The organism is Rahnella sp. PD4 (assembly GCF_049199325.1).
Taxonomy (GTDB): Bacteria; Pseudomonadota; Gammaproteobacteria; order Enterobacterales; family Enterobacteriaceae; genus Rahnella; species Rahnella perminowiae.
In genome coordinates this window covers 100,871-122,485 of record NZ_JBLZQF010000009.1, presented here as the reverse complement: position 1 = coordinate 122,485, position 21,615 = coordinate 100,871, and the positions used below count along the sequence as shown (strand labels likewise).

The 21,615-nt window shown below is 53.2% G+C and carries 15 protein-coding genes; 8 read left to right on the top strand and 7 right to left on the bottom strand.

The window, feature by feature from the left end:
• Window positions 1–69: 69 nt before the first annotated feature.
• The 3 genes from ACOZIO_RS20015 to ACOZIO_RS20005 all read right to left on the bottom strand — a co-directional run bounded on the left by ACOZIO_RS20015 (window position 70) and on the right by ACOZIO_RS20005 (window position 2,796).
• The gene (locus tag ACOZIO_RS20015) at window positions 70–1,254 is read right to left on the bottom strand and encodes a sugar transporter (RefSeq protein ID WP_129954907.1); all 1,185 of its coding nucleotides are present in this window, start codon (window positions 1,252–1,254) and stop codon (window positions 70–72) included.
• Between the two features lie 172 nt (window positions 1,255–1,426).
• The gene (locus ACOZIO_RS20010) at window positions 1,427–1,969 is read right to left on the bottom strand and encodes a M15 family metallopeptidase (RefSeq protein ID WP_129992028.1); all 543 of its coding nucleotides are present in this window, start codon (window positions 1,967–1,969) and stop codon (window positions 1,427–1,429) included.
• Window positions 1,966–2,796 carry a gamma-glutamyl-gamma-aminobutyrate hydrolase family protein gene (locus ACOZIO_RS20005; RefSeq protein ID WP_129954909.1) on the bottom strand — a complete coding sequence of 277 codons (831 nt, stop codon included), beginning with the start codon at window positions 2,794–2,796 and terminating at the stop codon, window positions 1,966–1,968. The genes ACOZIO_RS20010 and ACOZIO_RS20005 overlap by 4 nt, the downstream gene beginning before the upstream one ends.
• Window positions 2,797–3,266: 470 nt before the next feature.
• On the opposite strand from ACOZIO_RS20005, the gene ACOZIO_RS20000 reads away from it, so the two are divergent.
• The 7 genes from ACOZIO_RS20000 to ACOZIO_RS19970 all read left to right on the top strand — a co-directional run bounded on the left by ACOZIO_RS20000 (window position 3,267) and on the right by ACOZIO_RS19970 (window position 14,620).
• A complete protein-coding gene (locus ACOZIO_RS20000) occupies window positions 3,267–4,610 on the top strand; it encodes an MdtA/MuxA family multidrug efflux RND transporter periplasmic adaptor subunit (protein WP_421595624.1) in 1,344 nt (447 codons plus the stop codon).
• The gene (locus ACOZIO_RS19995; protein ID WP_421595623.1) at window positions 4,607–7,804 is read left to right on the top strand and encodes an efflux RND transporter permease subunit; all 3,198 of its coding nucleotides are present in this window, start codon (window positions 4,607–4,609) and stop codon (window positions 7,802–7,804) included. Before ACOZIO_RS20000 ends, ACOZIO_RS19995 begins: the two co-directional genes overlap by 4 nt.
• Window positions 7,805–10,930 (top strand): efflux RND transporter permease subunit, encoded by a 3,126-nt coding sequence (locus tag ACOZIO_RS19990; RefSeq protein ID WP_217137797.1) that lies wholly within the window; start codon window positions 7,805–7,807, stop codon window positions 10,928–10,930.
• Complete coding sequence (locus ACOZIO_RS19985; RefSeq protein ID WP_421595622.1) at window positions 10,923–12,371, top strand: efflux transporter outer membrane subunit; 1,449 nt, start codon at window positions 10,923–10,925, stop codon at window positions 12,369–12,371. Before ACOZIO_RS19990 ends, ACOZIO_RS19985 begins: the two co-directional genes overlap by 8 nt.
• 894 nt (window positions 12,372–13,265) lie before the next feature.
• Window positions 13,266–13,757 (top strand): Hcp family type VI secretion system effector, encoded by a 492-nt coding sequence (locus ACOZIO_RS19980; RefSeq protein ID WP_421595621.1) that lies wholly within the window; start codon window positions 13,266–13,268, stop codon window positions 13,755–13,757.
• A gap of 9 nt (window positions 13,758–13,766) precedes the next feature.
• On the top strand, window positions 13,767–14,123 hold the full coding sequence (locus ACOZIO_RS19975; RefSeq protein ID WP_421595620.1) for a tlde1 domain-containing protein: 357 nt from the start codon (window positions 13,767–13,769) through the stop codon (window positions 14,121–14,123).
• Window positions 14,120–14,620: a hypothetical protein gene (locus ACOZIO_RS19970; protein WP_421595619.1), complete on the top strand. Its 501-nt coding sequence runs from the start codon at window positions 14,120–14,122 to the stop codon at window positions 14,618–14,620. Before ACOZIO_RS19975 ends, ACOZIO_RS19970 begins: the two co-directional genes overlap by 4 nt.
• A 197-nt stretch (window positions 14,621–14,817) precedes the next feature.
• Here ACOZIO_RS19970 and ACOZIO_RS19965 read toward each other — a convergent pair whose 3' ends face one another.
• Window positions 14,818–15,066 (bottom strand): helix-turn-helix domain-containing protein, encoded by a 249-nt coding sequence (locus ACOZIO_RS19965; protein ID WP_421595618.1) that lies wholly within the window; start codon window positions 15,064–15,066, stop codon window positions 14,818–14,820.
• 120 nt (window positions 15,067–15,186) lie between these two features.
• Between ACOZIO_RS19965 and ACOZIO_RS19960 the strand changes: the two genes are divergently transcribed.
• Window positions 15,187–15,441: a helix-turn-helix domain-containing protein gene (locus ACOZIO_RS19960; RefSeq protein WP_037035188.1), complete on the top strand. Its 255-nt coding sequence runs from the start codon at window positions 15,187–15,189 to the stop codon at window positions 15,439–15,441.
• A 78-nt stretch (window positions 15,442–15,519) separates the two neighbouring features.
• Here the strand turns inward: ACOZIO_RS19960 and ACOZIO_RS19955 are convergent, their stop codons facing one another.
• From ACOZIO_RS19955 to ACOZIO_RS19945, 3 genes are read right to left on the bottom strand one after another with little or no spacing between them, the layout of a single operon-like run.
• Window positions 15,520–16,923, bottom strand: a complete 1,404-nt coding sequence (locus ACOZIO_RS19955; protein WP_129954916.1) for an efflux transporter outer membrane subunit — start codon at window positions 16,921–16,923, stop codon at window positions 15,520–15,522.
• Window positions 16,916–20,065 (bottom strand): efflux RND transporter permease subunit, encoded by a 3,150-nt coding sequence (locus ACOZIO_RS19950; protein WP_421595617.1) that lies wholly within the window; start codon window positions 20,063–20,065, stop codon window positions 16,916–16,918. The genes ACOZIO_RS19955 and ACOZIO_RS19950 overlap by 8 nt, the downstream gene beginning before the upstream one ends.
• Before the next feature lie 9 nt (window positions 20,066–20,074).
• On the bottom strand, window positions 20,075–21,208 hold the full coding sequence (locus ACOZIO_RS19945) for an efflux RND transporter periplasmic adaptor subunit (protein ID WP_129992034.1): 1,134 nt from the start codon (window positions 21,206–21,208) through the stop codon (window positions 20,075–20,077).
• Window positions 21,209–21,615: the final 407 nt, after the last annotated feature.

Here is a 21,615-nt window from a genome sequence, read left to right as displayed (position 1 = left end):
GAAGCAACGGGTATAAAAAAGACCGAATACAGGGTTTGTATTCGGTCTAAGCGTTTTGCTAATCCGTATTCAGTTCGTCGCTTTCAGCTGCGGATAGCGTTTGAAAATTGTCAGACACCAGACGAATGCGACGCAGCCGATCAGGCCACCGGCATAGCCGACGTTGCTCATTTCCAGATGCAGACTCACCTGATTACCGATAAGTGCACCGGCACCGATACCGATATTATAAATACCGGAAAGCAATGCCATTGAGACGTCAGTCGCGTCGGTCGCCAGCGTCAGGACGCGCACCTGCATCGCCAGGCCGATAATCATCATCGCCAGCCCCCAGATCACGCAAAGCACTGAAATCGCGACCGGATTCATGACTGCCACAAATAACAGTAGCATGCTAAGCGTGACCAGTAAGATCGGGCCGCTGAGCATGGCAGCCGGGAAGCGGTTGCCGAGCAAACTGAACGCAATGCTGCCGAGAATGCCGGCGCCGCCGAAAATAAGCAGCAGGAAAGTCGTGAAGTTTTCACCCATGTGGGCCACGCTCTGGATAAACGGTTCGATATAACTGTACGCCGTATAGTGAGCGGTCACTATCAATGCGGTAAGCAGATACATACCGACCAGTGCCGGGCGGCGGAATAACATCGGCACACTTTTCAGGGAACCGGTATGTTCACTTGGCAACGGTGGCAGCAGTTTAATCAGACAAATCAGCGTCAGCAGCGCAACGATGCCGATGCTCATAAAGGTGGTGCGCCAGCCAAGATACTGCCCGATCAGGCGGCCCAGCGGTAAACCAAGTACCATCGCCAGCGCGGTGCCGGTCGCTAACATACTGAGTGCCTGCGTCTTTTTACCGGCCGGTGCCACCCTGATCGCCAGCGAGGCGGTGATCGACCAGAAAATGGCATGGGCGAGGGCGATACCAACGCGTGAGGCCACCAGACTCCAGAAACTCCAGGAAATGACAGATAACACATGGCTGGCGATAAACAGGCAAAAGATAACGATCAGCAGGCGCTTTCGTTCAACATTGCGGGTTAACAGCATCAGTGGCAGCGACATCAGCGCGACAACCCACGCATAAATGGTCAGCATCAGGCCGACCTGTGCTGTCTGCATATTGAAACTGGCGGCGATGTCGGAGAGTAACCCAACGGGCACAAATTCGGTGGTATTGAAGATGAATGCGGCAATAGCCATCATCACAACGCGAAGCCATGCTGTCCTGCGCGAAACGGTATCTGATTGCATTGAAATTTATGACTTATAAGAAGATGTTGGAATCAGGCATCTGTCTGGCAGACACCTGTTGAACACATAGTGTGTTTTATTTGTTCGAAAAATGGAACAGAAAATTGGCCTGTCAGATAAATCTTCAGGCAACAATTTTAGTGATGGAAACTGAGACGCAGGTCACTGTGTTTTATTGCGGATGCCAGCACCAGTGCCACGGCTCGTAAATAAATCCCCACGGATTACCCTGCGGAAATGACATCACGAACCCGAAGCGGGCAGCGTTATTTTGCAGCCACGTAAAAGCCGCGGTTTCGCCGAAAACACCTGTCACTTCATCGCAGCCGGGGGTATTGATGTCCACTGCGCAGCCGGTGTGATGTTCACTGCATCCTGGCGGGGCCAGTGAGGTGAAGAAAACTTCCGGTGCAATGCCTGCCTGTTGTTTGGTGCGGATTAAATCAGCCTGATAACTCAGGCTTCGGTAGGCGGAAACCAGATAAATGGCCACGCCGTCTGCGGCAGCATGTTGTTTCATGGTGTGCCAGGCGGCAGAAGCGGGGGCGGTCAGACGGTATATTCTACCAGTGTCGGCATCGGTTTCCGTCTCCACCAGTAAGTGTTCACTTACGTCTTCGAAATACGGCAGTGTGCGGTGTGCAATAACCGCCGGATCGATATGCAGACCCCGCAGTATCTGCTCCGTTTGCGCCTTAAGTTGCGCCTGTCTCATGCCGGTTCGTCCCCCGAACGACCCATCACCTCGTTCATGGCCTCCGTCATCGCTTTACCTGCTGAGCGCATCGACTGCTGATAACGTGAGGCGGCGGCCACGAATGCATTAAGAAGCTGTGTGTCCTGCGTATTTTGCTGATATTCAGGATGCCATTGCACGCCGAGGCAAAAATCATAGTCCTCGCATTCAATGCCTTCGATCACCCCGTCGGGTGCATATGCATTCACGATGCAACCGGGCCCCACGGTTTTCACCGCCTGATGGTGCGAACTGTTAACATCGTAATTATCGCGATCCACGCAGCGGCTGAGCAGCGAACCTTCAACGATTTCTACCGGATGGTGCGCACGTTTTTTTCCGCCTGCGTTTTCGGTGTCAATGGTGGTGCTGTGTTCAAGGGCATCGGGTAACGCATCGGGAATATGCTGATACAGCGTGCCGCCGGTTAACACGGCGAGCAACTGCTGACCGCCGCAAATCCCGAGCAGCGGCATGTTGCGCTGCATGGCACCTTTGACGATGGCTTTTTCAAATTCGGTACGGGCGGGTTTCAGGCGAACCTGATCACTGGTTTGTGGTTCATTAAACAGTTCAGGCGGCACGTCAAATGCCCCGCCGGTCACGACAATGGCATCGCACAGCGCCAGGTATTCATCGGCCAGCGTCGCGTGATGCGGCAAAGCCAGCGGTACCGCGCCCAATTCCGCCAGGCTGGTCATATAGTTCTGACGCAAGGCATACCACGGATAATCGGCATAGCCACCGGCCTCCTCACTGTCGAGTGTTACCCCAATGACCGGCCTGGATTGAAATTTTGTCTGCATTCGCCTGAGTCCCTGCATGGAGATGAAAAACAATCAGAAATTTCACCATATCAAGCCGCGGCTGGCGCAAACAATATAAATTATCAATAGGTCATATTTTCAGGATTTAGCTCTGGTTTTATAACCCTGTAAGGTGTGTGGGCAGAGGGAATTTCGCGCTATTCCCGGGTTTTCCTGACAAAATTCTAAAGCAGCCTGACACTTCCTGATGCTTTTCTGTCGCCATCTTCAATATTCATTCTCATTTAGTTCTTAACATTAGCAGGCGTGAAAGGATAAATTAGCGGGTATCATTCATCCTGCTGAATGAAATAAAAATTCTTAATTGTTAGCAAAATCTTTACGTTGTCCTAAAAACAGCCATTGACGCTTTTAGAGATAATGTGTTTTTGACTGATATTGAAAATCTCTGGTTGAAGGTCATTTTTCAGCTGTTTTCTTCTCATTATTACTGCGAAACCAAGAAATTTATGCTGCCGACTGCCTCGTCTCGTCCCAAAAAACACACATTCCTGTGGATTGTTGTCACCATTATCGTTGCCGCGATCCTGGTCTGGTTCTTTGCTTTTCACCACAGTGCGTCCGATCCTTCTGCCCAGAAAAAGCCGGGCCGTAGCGGCATGCGTGCGATGCGCGGCCAGATGATGGCGGGGATGGCAACACCGGTACAGGCCGGAAAGGCCACACAGGCGGACGTGCCGGTGTATTTGCGCGCGCTGGGTACGGTTGTGGCGAATGCCACGGTGACGGTGACCAGCCGGGTTGATGGCCAGCTAATGAAGGTGTACTTCACCGAAGGGCAGAAAGTGGCGCAGGGGCAGTTACTGGCGCAGATTGACCCGCGCAGCTATCAGGCGACGCTGGATCAATATCAGGGCTCACTGGCCCAAAATCAGGCGCTGTTGAAAAGTGCTGAACTGACGCTGGCGCGCTACCGCAAATTGTATGCGCAGGATTCCCTGGCACGTCAGGATCTGGAAAGCCAGATCGCGACCGCGGGTCAGTATGCCGGTGCCGTCAAAGCCGATCAGGCACAAATCGCCGCCGCAAAACTGAATATTGAATTTGCGAAAATTACCGCGCCGGTCAGCGGGCATGTCGGTTTACGACTGGTCGATCCGGGCAATATGGTCTCCAGTTCCTCCACTACCGGCATTGTCACCATTACCCAGACTCAGCCTATCGCCGTCACTTTCAGTGTGCCGCAAAGTAATCTGCAAACCCTGCTGAAAGCGTTGCGTGGGGGAAATCTGTTGCCAACCACGGCTTTTGACCAGAGCGGCAGTGAGGTGCTCGGACAAGGGAAACTGCAATTTATCAGTAACGAAATTGATACCAGTACCGGCAGCATCAAGCTGAAAGCATTATTCGATAACGCCGATGAAAAACTTTATCCGAACCAGTTTGTGAACGCCCGCTTACAGGTGGCGACGCTGAAAGACACCACCGTGATCCCGGCGGCGGCATTGCAACTGAGCAGTGACGGGGACTTTGTTTATATTGTGAAAGCCGACAGCACCATTGAGCGTCGCAGCGTGAAATCCGGCCCGGATTTTGGTGATGACCAGGTAGCGATTTTGTCCGGCGTAGCGCCGGGAGAGCAGGTGGTGACTACCGGTATTGACCGGCTGAACAACGGCACTAAAGTCGAGATTGTGACACCAGGCTCAGACGATGCTGTCGCCGCAGGCAGTTCGTCGAAAGAACGTGAGCAACGCGGTGGTGTAGATAAGGCCACGACGGGTGCGGATAAAACGGCTGTCGCTCCGCAGGTAAACCAAAACACTGCCGGTAAAGACAGCGGGTCTAAATGAATCCTTCACGCCTCTTTATACTCCGGCCTGTCGCGACCATTCTGCTGATGGTCGCCGTGCTGTTGTCGGGAATTTTTGCCTACAACATGCTCTCGACTTCGGCGCTGCCGCAGGTCGATTACCCGACCATTCAGGTCACCACGCTGTATCCGGGGGCCAGTCCGGATGTGATGGCTTCCGGTATTACCGCACCGCTTGAGCGTCAGCTCGGACAGATGGCGGGGCTGAGTCAGATGTATTCCACCAGCGCCAGCGGTTCATCGATTATTACGCTGAAATTCTCGCTGGACTTGTCCCTTGATGTGGCCGAGCAGGAAGTGCAGGCGGCGATTAATGCCGCTGACAGTCTGCTGCCCAGCGATTTACCGAATCCGCCGACCTATAAAAAAGTCAACCCGGCGGATGCGGCAGTGCTGACACTGGCCGCAACGTCTGAATCGCTGCCGCTGACCAAAGTGCAGGATCTGGTTAATACCCGCGTGGCGCTGAAACTGTCGCAAATTTCCGGCGTCGGTATGGTGACGCTGGCAGGAGGAAATCAGCCTGCGATCCGCGTACAGGTAGATCCGCGTAAGCTGGCGGCGCATAACCTCAGCATGGAAACTATCAACACGCTGATCGGCAACAGTAACGTCAACGGTTCCAAAGGCGGCTTTGACGGCCCGCATCATTCCATCACTATTGATGCCAACGATCAGCTGCGCACCGCAGGTGAATACGGCAATCTGATCATCAATTATGAAAACGGGGCAGCGTTGCGTTTGCACGATGTTGCGACGCTCTCCGAAGCACCGGAAAATCAGTACCTTTCTGCATGGGCCAATAAGCAACCGGCGATCATTATCAGCGTTCAGCGTCAGCCGGGCGCGAACGTGATTCAGGTCGTGGATGCTATCAAAGCACAGTTGCCGAAATTGCAGGAGTCCCTGCCGGAGTCCGTCAAAATCAGCGTAATTTCGGACCGGACACAAACCATCCGTGCCTCGATCAGCGATGTTCAGTTTGAGTTATTGCTGTCTATTGCGCTGGTGGTCATGGTCACCTTCCTGTTCCTGCGCAATGTCGCGGCGACGCTTATCCCAAGCGTGGCCGTGCCGCTCTCACTGGTCGGCACCTTTGGCGTGATGTATCTGTGCGGTTTCAGCCTCAATAACCTTTCGCTGATGGCGCTGACCATCGCCACCGGTTTTGTTATTGATGACGCTATCGTGGTGGTAGAAAACATTTCACGACGACTCGAGGAGGGTGAAACACCGATGCAGGCGGCGCTGAAAGGCTCGCAGCAGATCGGCTTCACCATTATTTCCCTGACTTTCTCGCTGATTGCCGTGTTGATCCCGTTGTTATTTATGGGGGATGTGGTCGGGCGCCTGTTCCGTGAATTCGCCATTACGCTGGCGGTGTCGATTCTGGTGTCGATGATCGTGTCGCTCACCCTGACACCGATGTTATGCGCCTATTTACTGCGTCACACGCCGGAAGAAAAACAGAGCAAGTTTTATCGTAAAGGCGGTGAGTTTTTCGACAAGCTGATCGCCGGTTACGACCGCATGCTGATCGTGGTGCTGAACCATCAGAAGATCACGCTGCTGGTGGCCGCCGCGACGTTAGTGTTCACCGCGTTGCTGTATGTGATTGTGCCAAAAGGGTTCTTCCCGTCGCAGGATACCGGCATGATCCAGGGGATCACCGTGGCGTCACAGGATGTCTCCTTCAGCGAAATGGGGCGTCGTCAGCAATTACTGACCGCTGCCATCCTCAGTGATCCGGATGTGGAAAGCGTTTCCTCTACCATCGGCGTGGACGGCAATAATACCAGCCTGAACAGCGGGCGTTTGCAGATCAGCCTGAAATCCTTTGATGAACGCAGCGAACGTGCACCGGCAATCATTGAGCGCCTGAAACAGGAAACCGCAGGCGTACCGGGCATTACACTTTATATGCAGGCTTCGCAGGATCTGACCGTTGACGATCAGGTGACGCCAAGCCAGTACCAGTTCACGCTTGATGATTCCGACAGCGAAAATCTGGTGGAGTGGACACCGAAGCTGATTGAGAAACTCAGTGCATTACCTGAGTTCAGCGAAGTCGTCAGTAACCTGCAAAATCAGGGGCAGATTGCTTACGTAGAACTGGATCGCGATGCTGCTGCACGCTACGGGATCACGGCATCTGACGTCGATACTGCGCTGTACAACGCTTTCGGTCAGCGGCTGGTTTCCACCATCTTTACCCAGGCGAATCAGTACCGCGTCGTGCTGGAAGTGGCGCCGCAATTCCAGCAGTCACCGGCCTCTTTTGACGATGTCTACCTGGCGACTAACAACAGTACTTCGACGTCCGGCACGGTGGCGACCACCACCAGCAGTACATCTTCTACGTCTGACAGCGGCACCTCGACCACAACCACTAATGCCGGTGCCACCAATGGCATGGTCAAACTGACGTCGGTTGCCAAAATCCACATGCGCACCGGTGCGCTGTTGCAGGCGCGTCTCAACCAGCTACCGGCAGTAACGGTGTCGTTTAACCTCAAAGACGGTTATTCACTGGAGCAGGCGCAACAGGCGATTAAAACGACTGTGGCCGATATCGCGATGCCGGACAGTATCACCCTGCGTTATCAGGGGGCGGCGGCGTCGTTTGAAAGTGCCACCGGCAACACGCTGTGGTTGATCCTTGCCGCGCTGCTGACCATGTATGTCGTGCTCGGTATTCTGTATGAAAGTTTTATCCATCCGGTGACCATTCTGTCCACATTACCATCAGCGGCGGTGGGCGCCTTGCTGTCGCTGATCTTTGCCGGTACGGAATTCAGCCTGATCGCGCTGATCGGGGTGATCCTGCTGATCGGTATCGTGAAAAAGAATGCCATTATGATGATCGACTTTGCGCTGGATGCGGAAAATAAACAGGGGCTTTCGCCGCGTGAGGCGATTCATCAGGCGTGTTTACTGCGTTTTCGTCCGATCATGATGACGACGATGGCTGCTTTGCTCGGCGCACTGCCGCTGATGCTGGCGAGCGGATCCGGCGCGGAACTCCGTCAGCCGCTGGGGCTGGTGATCGTCGGCGGCCTGATCTTCAGTCAGATCCTGACGCTGTTCTCCACGCCGGTGATCTACCTAATGTTTGACCGGCTTTCTCACCGCCTCAATCCACGTCACCGGCGTGCAGCGAAGCAGGCGGAATAAATGAACATTTCGCGTTTCTTCATCTTTCGTCCGGTCGCAACATTACTGCTGACGATGGCGATACTTCTGCTCGGTTTGCTTGGGTATCGCCTGCTGCCGGTCGCGCCGCTGCCCCAGGTGGATTTTCCGACCATTCTGGTCAGTGCCAGTCTGCCGGGTGCCAGCCCTGAAACCATGGCGGCAACGGTGGCTACGCCGCTGGAAAGGGCGCTCGGGCAAATCGCCGGTGTCACGGAAATGACCTCGCGCAGTTCGCAGAGTTCGACCAGCATTATCCTGCAATTCGATCTTGATCGCGATATCAATGGGGCGGCGCGTGACGTGCAGGCGGCGATTAATGCCTCCCGTGCGTTATTGCCGAGCAGCATGCCGTCGCTGCCAACTTACCGCAAAGCCAACCCGTCGGATGCGCCGATTATCATGCTGGCCCTGACCTCGGCTACGCGCAGTAAAGGTGAACTGTATGATATTGCCTCGAGCCAGTTGCAACAGAAAATCGCACAGGTCAACGGCGTCGGTCAGGTTTCACTGGTGGGTTCTGCACTGCCGGGCGTGCGCATTGATTTGCGTCCTGAGGCGGTCACGTCTTATGGCATCTCTCTCGATACCATTCGCACTGCGATTGCCAACAGTACCAGCAACTTGCCGAAAGGCTTGCTGCAAGGTTCGGATCAGTCATGGATGATTGAAGGTAATGGTCAGCAAAGTACTGCCGCGCAGTACAAACCGCTGATTGTCACCTACATCAATGGCTCGGCAATCCGCCTTAGTGATATCGCCAATGTTTACGATTCTGTCGAAGACAAATATAACGTCGGGTATTACAACAGCACACCGTCGGTCATGATCGGCGTGACGCGGCAGGCTGGCGCGAACATGCTTGAAACCATTGAGGCGATTAAAGCCGCGCTGCCGCTGATGAAAGAAAGTCTGCCAGGAGATGTGCAGCTTAATCTGGCCCTTGACCGTTCGCCGAACGTTTCCGCTTCTTTGCGTGATACTGAAATGACCCTGCTGGAAGCCACGCTGCTGGTGATCGCGGTGGTGTTTGTGTTCCTGCGTAACTGGAATGCGGTGTTGATCCCCGCCGTGGCGCTGCCCGTGTCACTGATCGGCACCTGCGCGGTAATGTATCTGCTCGGCTATAGCCTGGATAACCTCTCGCTGATGGCGCTGATTATCTCCACCGGTTTCGTGGTCGATGATGCCATTGTGGTGCTGGAGAATATTACCCGGCATATCGAAGAGGGAATGGGGCCCGTGCGTGCGGCGCTGAAAGGTGCACAGGAAGTCAGTTTCACCGTACTGTCGATGACGCTGTCGCTGATCGCCGTATTCATCCCAATCCTGATGATGGGCAGCATTGTCGGGCGCTTGTTCCGTGAGTTTGCGGTGACGCTGAGTGTCTCACTGATCATCTCGATGCTGGTATCGCTGAGCCTGACGCCGATGCTGTGTGCGCGTTTCCTTAAACGCAAACCACCGGTGGAAAAACGTCAGCCGCGCATTTACCGCATGATCGAACGCGGCCTTAACAAACTGCTGGCGGCCTATTCTGCGGCGCTCGGCTGGGTGATGCGTCATCAGCTAATGACGCTGGTGGGGTTGTTTCTCACCGTGATCCTCAATTTCTATCTTTATACCGTAGTAGAAAAAGGTTTCTTCCCGGACCAGGACACCGGGATGCTGATGGGCATGTTGCGTGCGGATCAGAATACCTCCTTCCAGTCGATCCAGCCGCAGGTGCTGAAATACAGCAAGATCATTCAGGATGATCCGGCGGTCGAAGCGGTGATGAGTTCAGCGGGCAGCGGCGGTTTCGGATCACGTAACACCGCGACCTTCTTTGTACGACTGAAAGATTTCGACAAACGTACTGCCACCGCCAACCAGGTGGCTAACCGTCTGATGATGGCGACGGGCAAAGAGCCTGGCGCGCAGTTGTTCCTGATGGCCGCGCAGGATCTGCACATCGGCGGACGCAGCGCTAACGCGCAGTATCAGTACAGTCTGCAATCCGATGATCTTTCCGTGCTGCGTGAATGGGCACCGAAGGTGCAGAAAGCACTGGCGAAATTGCCACAACTGACCGGGGTGGATTCCGATGCACAGACCGGCGGTCAGGAGGTCATGCTCAATATTGACCGGGATCGCGCCACGCAACTGGGCGTGAACGTGAAGATGATCGACACGTTGCTCAACAACGCCTTCAGCCAGCGGCAGGTCGCGACGATCTATAAGACGCTGAACCAGTATCATGTAGTGATGAACCTGACATCGGATTACACCAGCAACCCGGATGTCCTGCATCAGTTATACGTGGTGACCGAAGCCGGTGATCAGGTGCCGCTGTCCGCGTTTGCCACCTTCAGTGGCGCCAACGCACCGCTGTCGGTTTCCCATCAGGGGCAGACAGCCACTACCACCATTGCATTCAATCTCGCTGACGGCTATGCGCTGGAGGATGCCCAGGCTGCGCTGAAAACCGCTATGGCGCAAATCGGCTTGCCGGATACCGTTCATGGCAGTTATGCGGGGACAGCGCAGGCATTTGAAGCGCTGGCCAGTTCCATGCCGTGGTTGATCCTGGCCGCGCTGGCAGCGGTATATATCGTGCTCGGCATGTTGTATGAAAGTTATATTCACCCGCTGACCATTCTTTCCACGCTGCCTTCCGCCGGACTTGGTGCGCTGCTGCTGATGCTGGTGACGGGTACGCAACTGACAGTGATCGCACTGATTGGCATCCTGCTGCTGATCGGCATCGTGAAAAAGAACGCGATCATGATGATCGACTTCGCCCTCGATGCCGAACGACGGCTCGGTCTGACGCCGCAACAGGCGATCACTCAGGCATGTCTGATGCGTTTTCGTCCGATCCTGATGACCACACTGGCGGCATTCTTCGGCGCACTGCCTCTGGCGATGGGCAGCGGTGGTGACGCGGATCTGCGCAGCCCGCTGGGGATGGCGATTGCCGGCGGCCTGGCGTTGAGCCAGATCCTGACGTTATTCACCACGCCGGTGGTTTACCTGTATATGGATCGTACCAGCCGCGCGACGCATCGTCTGTGGCAACGTCTGCGTCCTCACACGACGCCGCCGGAGGCCCGCACACATGACTGATCACACTGAAACTCATTACCCTGAAGCGAATCTGATGACTCTGCAAAAAACACGTTCTATGGTGTTCCGTCTTGCCCCGCTGGTGCTGGCCATGCTTGTCAGCGCCTGTGCCGTCGGCCCTGATTACCAGCGGCCTGACGTGGCGATGCCGACGGCATTTAAAGAAGCCAAAGGCTGGACCGCCGCCATCCCGAAAGATAACCAGGCCAAAGGCGACTGGTGGGCGGTGTATCAGGATCCTGAATTGTCATCGCTGCTGACGCAGGTGCAGATTTCCAACCAGAACGTCGCGCAGTATGCCGCGCAATACCGTCAGGCACAGGCGCTGGTGACACAGGCGCGTTCCAATTTGTATCCTTCCGTGGATGCGACCGTCGGCAGCACGCGCAGTGGCACATCAACCTCCACCACCAACAGCCAGTCCGCACAATTGAGTGCCAGCTGGGAGCTGGATTTGTGGGGCAAACTGCGCCGCACGGCAGAAGAACAGGACGCCAGCGCGCAGGCCAGTAAGGCCGATCTGGCCGATGCCACGCTCAGTGCGCAGTCGGAACTGGCGCAGGATTATTTCCAGTTGCGGGTGATGGATCAGCAAATCGCGTTGTATAAGCAAAGCATCGATGCCTATCAGCGTTATCTGACCGTGATTGAGAACCAGTATGCCGGTGGCAGCACCTCGCGTGCCACACTGGCGCAGGCGCAAACTCAGCTGGAAAGCACCAAAGCCTCGGCGCTGGATCTGCAATGGCAGCGCGCCCAGCTTGAGCACGCTATCGCCGTACTGATCGGCAAACCCCCCGCACAGTTCAGCCTCGCGGCACGTGACGTCAAACTCAACCTGCCTGCGATGCCGGATGCGATTCCGTCGCAACTGTTGCAGCGCCGTCCTGATATCGCCGCCGCCGAACGTACGATGGCCTCTTCCAACGCCGCCGTCGGTGTGGCGACTGCCGCGTACTATCCTGATCTGACCTTAAGCGCCAGCGGCGGTTTCGCCAGCTCGGCCTTCCACAATCTGTTCTCGCTGCCAAACCGCGTCTGGTCTTTAGGCCCGGAACTCAGCCAGACGGTACTGGATTTCGGTTCCACCCGTGGCAAAGTGGCACAGGCCGAAGCCGCGTATGACGCCGACGTCGCCAGCTATCGCCAGAGCGTGTTAACCGCGATGCAGGAAGTAGAAGATTATCTGGTCGAACTGCACACGCTGGACAGCGAGCTGGTCGCCCGGCAGAACGCTGCCGATGCCGCCAAAGAGTCCGCCCGCGTGACCTACAACCAGTATCAGGCTGGGATGATCGACTATCTTGACGTCGCCACCACTGAGAACACCAGCCTGACTCAGCAGCAAAGCGTCCTGTCACTGCTCAGCACCCAGATGGTCACCAGCGTTAAGCTGATCGCAGCCCTGGGCGGGGGATGGAACGGGGATGTAGGGAAATAAGAGAGTGTGAATTATCTCTACACGAAGGACACATAAAAGTGTCTTTGGTGTAGAGATCATTATTGATTTCAGTTTCAGCGCGAATGTTGCCGTTCATCGTAAGTGGTCTCAATCACTTTAGATATAGCAATTAAAGTGTCGGGGAGCAATGACACTAGGTTGCCTGTTTTCGATATGCGAAAAACTTTGCGATCACAATAATTAAAAGCATATCTACCAGAGCCGAACCTCCAAACAAAATGCTCATATAAATATTATCCCAGGTGTTTTCCTGAATAAATTCTGCATACTCTCTAAGTTTCGAATAGAACCATTGTTCAGAACATAAAGCGAAAAGTGTCGTAAATGTCATTGTAAACAAGAAAACACTTCCTAGCCAAATAATCACACATTTCAAGGGGGCATTTAATATACCTGTACGGTTCCGAAAGCATTTAAAGTAGAGCTGATTTTTATGAACTGAGTGCTTAATAATTCCTTGCCTTCTTTCATATCAAAGGAATCCTTGATATGGGCGATATTGTCATCTTTAAGCCATAAGTAATCAGGAATAGCCGTTTTTAAATCACCCTGTTGGAATGTGATAAATAAACTACTCCGCAAGGTAATGATTGCAAAGTTTTTTTTAATGATTTTTTTAATGATAGTAATTAATTATGTTCTGTAGGTTTATATTGACGCAGGAAATTATTGTTTTGATTAATTCGTTTAAATTAGCGTAAATCGATTTGCTCAAGGCGGATTGAAAAATCTTAATGTTGACAACCAAAAAAATAAGCGACCGATTGTTAGTAATAAACTTCTGAAAATCTCGGTTTTCCAACTTAACTAATGGTATGCCAAGACATAGAGTCATAACGTAAAGCCTCTCTTTTTAAAATGGATTTATGAAAAATGGCAATACCAGCATACTTATGGCTAAAAGACGATGGCGGTGCAGACATCAAAGGTTCAGTTGACGTAAATGGCCGCGAGGGGAGTATCGAAATTATTGGTTTAGCTCATGCTCTGGAGATCCCCACTGATTCTAATACCGGGAAACTTACGGGCACCAGGATCCATCATCCTTTCGTCTTTGATAAAGAAATAGATTCATCTAGTCCATATCTTTACAGGGCTGTTACTTCAGGAAAAACCCTTAAATCCGCTGAGGTAAAATTGTATCGGATCAATGATGCTGGACAGGAAGTTGTATATTTCAGTGTGAAACTTGAAAATGTTAAATTGGTTTCAATTTCGCCAATGATGTATGACGTGAAAAATCCTAATTTTGAAAAGTATGGGCACATTGAATGCGTGGAGCTGCGTTACGAAAAAATAATCTGGACTTACACTGACGGCAACATTATTCATTCAGACTCATGGAACGAACGCTCAACCGCATAAGGAGGATTTATGACCTGGACATATAAACAAAGCACCGGTGAATTATTTCATGATGGAGTATTCATCGAGCAGGGCTATTCTGGCGTCCTTACAAATAAAAATAATCCAGACCGTCAGCATGTCAAAGGGATGGGACCGCTTCCCCAAGGTACATATCGTGTGGGTATTGCCACCAGCTCGAAAGGACCACTTACGATTGAACTGCATCAAACTTCCGGTGAATCATATGGCAGAAACTTATTTCGCATACACGGCGAGAGGAGAGAAGGCCCGGCAGGGTTTGCTTCGACAGGTTGTATCATTATGAGCAATCCTACCCGCCGTTTAATAAGAGGAACCTCAGAAGTACTAGAGGTGGTGAGATGAAAATTCTTCCCTTACTTTTTCTCGTTCCAATAATGGCTTTTGCTTCTGCTACACCGAAGGATATAAGAGCAAGTATTCATAAATATGGAAGCAACAGTTTTTCATCTAAAATAACAGCAGAAGACTGGGCTGAGGCGATTAAAAAAATCTCTAAGGGTGACAATGAATGGCTATTGTTAGTCCCGGATTTAGCGCCTGTAGTGAATCTACAACAATCCAATCAACTTGCTGGCGCGCTCTATTACGCGCTCGATGCGAACGCAAAAGAAACGCTAAAAGTGATGTCAATTCTCGATAAGCATCATTACAAGCACCAGCAAGGAACGGATATAGCCTGTGTTCCGCCATTTGACAAGATAACGAATAGCGACATGGTGATATATAACCGCATCCGCCTTTCATTATTAGATGCAGGACCACAAGCCGCCACTTGCCTGTGGATAATGGAAGCTTGGGTCGAAGAGATCAAAGCAAACGATGCTCGAAAATCCTCATAGACCCAGTCGAAAATTCTCGTTCATAGCCCGGCGTCATCCGGGCGAACCTTGAATGCGTTATTTTGCGAGATTTCTCTATAGAATTTCTTCATGTAATGCTGGACGATACTCAAGGAATCGTGAGTATTTCACTCGCTTCAGCTCTTATTCAACCTTCACTTGGAACAGAGAAGGTTGAATAATTTGATATTGATTCATTAACTGTCGCTATTATTCGAATCAAATAGCATTTCCAAAACACTTTGCGGCTTAACTCCTAACAGCCGCGCAATCCTGGCAAACTCAACCACATCGAGCCGCCTTTCGCCGTTTTCAAACTTCGCGATAAATGACTGCGGTTTTCCCAACATCTTAGCCAGTTCGATCTGAGTGATCCCTTTTTCCAGCCTGGCTTTCTTCAATAAACCAATCACTTCCTGATAATCACGATCATAGATTGATGCCATCGAAAATACTCGTCATAAAAAATCCCAAAAACGAATATCAACGCTTTACTCAAATATCCCAAAACGGGATAATGGTTTTGTTAAGTATGAAAACTAACCACTAAAAGGAAAGGATCCTCCATGAACAAAGCACAGAATCATACCGACTGGCATCAGGCAGACATTATTGCGGCATTGCGTAAAAGAGGTACGACATTGGCGGCGGTATCGCGCAGTGCGGGGTTGAGTTCATCCACGTTGTCGAATGCGCTGTCACGATCATGGCCGAAAGGGGAGAAGGTGATTGCGCAGGCGCTGGAGGTGCATCCGAGCGTGATCTGGCCGAGCCGTTATTTTGATGCGCGGGGTGAGCTGGTGAAGAAGATTCTGCGATGAATATGTTGCGGGATAAGGTGTCTCCGGCTTAAAAACAAAAACGCCGACTTCCGTCGGCGTTTCCATTAACTCAAACACTCACTCCTTCCAGCCGCCCCCCAGAGCTTTATACAAACTGATGTCCTGATTCAGTTGGGCAAGTTGTGTGGTGATCAGCGTTTGCTGAGCAGAATACAGGGAGCGTTGCGCGACCAGTACGCTGAGGTAATTGTCGACACCGCCTTTGAAGCGCATCTGCGACAGATCGTAGTTGCGCTGGTTGGCGTCGGCGTCCTGCTGGCGGGCCAGCAGTTCGTCTTTGTAAGTCGCCTGACCGGCTAAGCCGTCGGACACTTCCTTGAACGCCGTCTGAATCGCTTTCTCATAGTTAGCGATATCAATTTTTTTGGTGTCCTTCGCGATGTCGAGATTGGCCTGATTCACGCCGCCGTCGAAGATCGGGATGTTAACCGAAGGCATAAATGACCACGCGCCGGTACCGCCATCGAACAGTTTACTCAGGCTGCCGCTTTCTGTGCCTGCCGTGCCGGTCAGCGTGATGCTCGGGAAGAACGCCGCCCGCGCCGCACCGATATTGGCGTTAGCGGCTTTCAGCGTATGTTCAGCGGAAATAATATCCGGACGGCGGGTCAGCAGATCAGAGGGCAAACCGGCCGGTGTCTGCGGGAATTTCCAGTCCTGTTGCAGGGTGGCGTTCGCCAGCAAACTCTGGGGGATGGTGGTGCCGACCAGCAGGGTCAGCGCGTTGACGTCCTGACGCACCTGACGTGTGTACTGGGCGATATCAGCCTGTGCCGCACGCACCGTGGTTTCGGCCTGCACCAGATCCTGTGAGGTGTCGATGCCGGCATCATAGCTGTGTTTGGTGAGTTCGTAAGATTTTTCCTGACTGCCGGCGGTGCTGATTGCCAGTTTCAGCAAATCGTTATCCGCCGCCAGACTCAGATAACCGGAAGCCACTTCAGACACCAGCGAGATTTGCGTCGCGCGCTGCGTGGCTTCTGTCGCCAGGTAAGTCTCCAGCCCCTGATCGCGCAGGCTGCGTAAGCGGCCAAACAGGTCAACCTCATAAGACGTCACGCCCAGATTGGCACTGTATTGCTGATACGTCACCGGTCCGGTGCTTTGTGTTGAATACAATCCGCCCGGCAGATGCTGGTTGGTTTCACTGGCACCGGCGTTGAGCGTCGGCAGCAGGGCGGCGCGGTCAATCCGGAAGGTAGCGCGCGCGGTATCGACATTTAATGCCGCGACCCGCAGGTCGCGGTTGTTAGCCAGTGACATGCCAATCAGCTGATTCATCGCCGGTTGATTGAAGAACGCTTTCCAGCCGATATCCTGTGCCGCGCCAGGGGAAGCACTGTCCCAGTTGCTGGCGACCGGCAGTGCAGGGCGCTGATAATCAGGTTCCAGGGTACAGCCCGCCAGCAGGGTGAGTGAAAACGCGCTGACAAGCGAGAGCGCGAAATGCGGTTTATTCATGGTGTGTGGCCTCGGGTGCAGGAAGCGCCTTATCGTGTTTTTTCGATTTGCGGGTGAACAGATTCACCACCGTGACGTAGAACATTGGCACGAAGAAAATGGCCAGGAAGGTGGCGGTGAGCATACCGCCGACCACCGCCGTCCCGATGGAATGCTGGCTGCCCGCACCCGCACCGCTGGAAATGGTCAGCGGGAATACGCCGAGAATAAACGCCATTGAGGTCATGATGATCGGCCGGATACGCAGCTTGGCCGCTTCGATGGCCGCCTGAGTCACCGACATCCCTTCGTTCTCATGCAACTCTTTGGCGAACTCAACAATCAATATGGCATTCTTCGCCGCCAGCCCGACGGTTGTCAGCAGGCCGACCTGGAAGAAAACGTCGTTCGACAGCCCGCGCAGCAGCACGGCGCCGATGGTGCCTAAAATCCCCAGCGGTACCACCAGCATGACGGAGAACGGAATTGACCAGCTCTCGTACAGCGCCGCCAGACACAGGAACACCACGATCATTGACAGACTGTAAAGCGCCGGTGTTTGTGAGCCGGAAAGCTTCTCTTCATAGCTCAGACCGTGCCAGGCCACTTTATAACCCGGCGGCAGTTTGGCCGCGATTTCCATCACTGCCTCGTTGGCATCACCTGAGCTGTAGCCCGGTGCCGGCGAACCCATCAGTTCAACGGAAGACACGCCGTTAAAACGCTCATAACGCGGGGATCCGTACACCCATTTGCCACTGCCGAAGGCGCTCCATGGCACCATATCGCCGCTGGAATTACGGAAATACCAGTTATTCAAATCTTCAGGCGTGACGCGGGAAGCCGCCTTACCCTGGATATAAACACGCTTCACGCGGTTGTTATACATGAACTGATTCACATACGCTGAACCCCAGGCCGCAGACAGCGTGTTGTTGATGTCGTCGAGGCTCAGACCCAGCGCCTGCGCGCGCTCATCGTCAATTTCCAGCTGATATTGCGGTTCATCTTCCATCCCGTTCGGACGCACCGCCATCAGACGTTTGTCCTGCGAGGCCAGTTGCAGGAACTGATTACGCGTGGCCATCAGCGCTTCATGCCCCTTGCCGTCAGTGTCTTGCAGGAAGAAGTCGAACCCGGTGGCATTACCCAGTTCCATAACCGCTGGCGGAACGAAAGCAAACACACGGGCGTCTTTGATAGTGGCGAAATGCGCCATCGCACGACCGGCCAGCGCCTGGACTTTTTGCGCGGCACCTGGACGGTCTGCCCAGGTTTTCAACTGCACGAACGCAATGCCGACGTTCTGACCCCGCCCGGCGAAGCTGAAACCGTTGGCGGTAAACACCGAGGAGACAATACCGCTTTCCTGTTTCAACAGATATTCGCGGACATTATCCAGCACCTGCTGGGTCCGTTCTGCTGAGGCATTGGCGGGCAATGTCGCCTGAACAAACATCACAGCCTGATCTTCATCCGGCAGAAAGGTGGTCGGCACGCGTGTGAACATAAAACCGGTGGCGATGACAATCAGCAGGTAGAGACCCAAAAACAGACGACGGCGGGAGATCACCGTGCCGACGGCTGCGGTGTAGCGCATCGCACCTTTATCGAAGTTACGGTTAAACCAGCCCGCAAAACCGCTTTTGGCTTTCTCTTCGTCATTGTGCCGGATGATAGTGGCACACAGTGCCGGGGTGAAAATCAGCGCCATCAGCACCGAAAGCGCCATGGCAGACACAATGGTGATGGAGAACTGACGGTAGATGATCCCGGTCGAGCCACCGAAGAAGGCCATTGGCACCAGGACGGCAGACAGCACGAGTGCGATACCAAACAGCGCGCCCTGAATTTGTTTCATCGACTTAATCGTGGCGTCTTTTGGCGAGAGCTTTTCTTCCGTCATCACACGTTCGACGTTTTCCACCACCACGATGGCGTCATCCACCAGCAGGCCGATCGCCAGTACCATCCCGAACATGGTCAGGGTGTTAATGGAATACCCCGCAGCTGCCAGAATACCGAATGTCCCGAGCAGAACCACCGGCACCACCAGCGTGGTCACCAGTGTCGCACGCAGGTTTTGCAGGAACAGCAACATGACACAAAACACCAGCACGATGGCTTCGAGCAACGTTTTTACCACTTCCTCGATTGAGGCGCTGACTACCGGCGCGGTCTGGTACGGGAACTCGACTTTTACGTTGGCTGGCAGAGAGTCTTTCAGCCCGGCGATGGTTTGTCTTACTGCTCTGTCGGTGTCCAGCACGTTCGCGCCGCTTGCCAGACGCAGGGCGATAGCGGTTGACGGTTTGCCGTTAAAGGTGGAGGAAATCGAATAACTTTCCGGTCCCAAATCCACATTCCCGACATCGCTGAGGCGTACCTGAGAGCCGTCGGCATTCACCTTCAGCAGCACATTTTTAAACTGATTAATGCTGTCAAAACGGGTTTTACCGATGATAGTGGCACTGAGTTTGCTGTCTTTTACCGTCGGCAGGCCGCCGAGGGAGCCGGACGACACCTGCACGTTTTGCGCTTCAATCGCTGCGCTGACATCACTTGGGATCAGCTTATATTTATACAGTTTTGCCGGATCGAGCCAGATACGCATCGCGTATTCTGAACCGAGCATCAGGAAGTCACCGACGCCTTTGGTACGCACAATCGGGTCTTCGAGTTTGGTCACCAACAGGTTACTCAGATCCGAGTTACTCATTTTACCGTCAGTCGCAATCAGGCTGACCAGCAGCATGAAGTTGGCCTGGTATTTGGCAATACGGATCCCCTGATTAACCACTTCGGTTGGCAGTTGTGATTCGGCCAGAGACACTTTGTTTTGTACCTGAACCTGCGCAATATCCGGGTTAGTGCCCTGATCAAAGGTGGCAATAATGGTAGCACTGCCATCGCTGTTACTTTGCGATTCGATATAGCGCAGGTTATCCAGCCCGTTCAGTTGCTGTTCAATAACCTGAACCACCGTGTTCTGAGCCGTTTCCGCTGACGCACCCGGGTAGGTGACACTGACGGAAATCGCCGGAGGCGCGATATTCGGGTACTGGTTGATCGGCAGTTTCATGATTGACAGCGCACCGGCGATCATAATGACGATGGCGACAACCCAGGCGAATATGGGGCGGTTAATAAAGAAAGTAGACATTCAGCTCACCTATTGCGCGGAAGGATCGGTCATCGCGAGATTAGCCTGTTCGGCAGGGGCACTGGCTTTACGCTCGGTGGCGTTGACTTTGGCGCCTGGTCTGACGTTCTGTAACCCATCGGTAATGACTTTGTCGCCATCGTTGAGTCCCTGATTCACTAACCAGTTACCGTTCATCATCTGACCGGTGGTAATGGCGCGCTGCTCAACGCTGTTATCCGCTTTCACCACGTACACATACGGCGAGCCTTTTACGTCATGCATGATGGCTTCCTGTGGCACCAGAAGGCCTTTTTCATCAATACCTTGTTGCAGCTGGGCGTGTACAAACATGCCCGGCAGCAGTTCATCGTGCGGGTTCGGGAAGGAGGCACGCAAAATAACGGAACCGGTGCTTTGCGACACGGTGACTTCAGAGAATTCCAGTTTGCCCTGCAGGGGATATTTGCTGCCGTCCTCCAGCGTCAGGGTGGCCCGTGCCGCATTTTCACCGGCGCTTTGCAACTTACCGGAAGCCAGCGCGCGGCGCAGTTTCAGTAAGTCCTGCGAGGATTCGTTCACATCGACATAAATAGGATTGAGCTGATCGATGGTGGTCAGAGACGCCGTCTGGCCGCTGGTAACCAGTGCACCTTCGGTATACACCGAGCGGCCAATGTGGCCGGAGATCGGCGCGTATACTTTGGTGTATTGCAGATTGACGCGGGCGGTTTCGACATCCGCTGCGGCTTCGCGTTCAGCAGCCACGGCATCGTCATATTGCTGACGGCTGACGGCCTGCGCATCAACCAGCGGCTTGTAACGGCGGGCTGTCGCATCGGCGCTTTTCCAGGTCGCCATGGCGCGGTCAAACGCCGCCTGATAGGTTGACGGATCAATCTGATAAAGTTGCTGACCGGCTTTGACTTCACTGCCTTCCACAAACAGGCGTTTTTGGATCACACCATTCACCTGCGGCCGGACTTCTGCGCTGCGTACGGCAGTGGTGCGGCCGGGCAGGCTGGTCGTGAGGGTAACGGGCTGGCTGTGCAAAGTAATGACATTTACCGCAGGAACCTGCCCTGCCGGAGAAGCAGAGCTGGCGGTCCCGTCACATGCACAAAGCAGTAGCACTGTACTGACAGAAAGTAACTTCAGGCGCATAGAATTCACTCTTTTGGGGAAATTGAGAACAACCATTCTCAACAAGTCCTCTACTATACGAGAGCGCCTGATTTCTCTGTGTAAGCATATTGTCATCACCTATGTTTCTATATTTCAAAACATGAGGATGATGTTGCTATATAACCCCTTATTGTTATGGGGTTTTAATCTTTTCGTGCAGTGTGAAATAGCAATAAACTTGTTGCTTAGTAAACTAACTAATGGGTTGTAAGAATAATTTCCAGTTGAATATTCTAAAAGTGAATGAATTGTTAGGTGTTAAAAAAGTGTGATGCAAATCAAACAAATTTATACATTTTAACCTGCCACTTACAAGAAAAGACGCCGGGATCCGGGCAACTGCCATTATCTTAAAGGCCGAGAGCGAGCAGTTCTCACATTTGCTT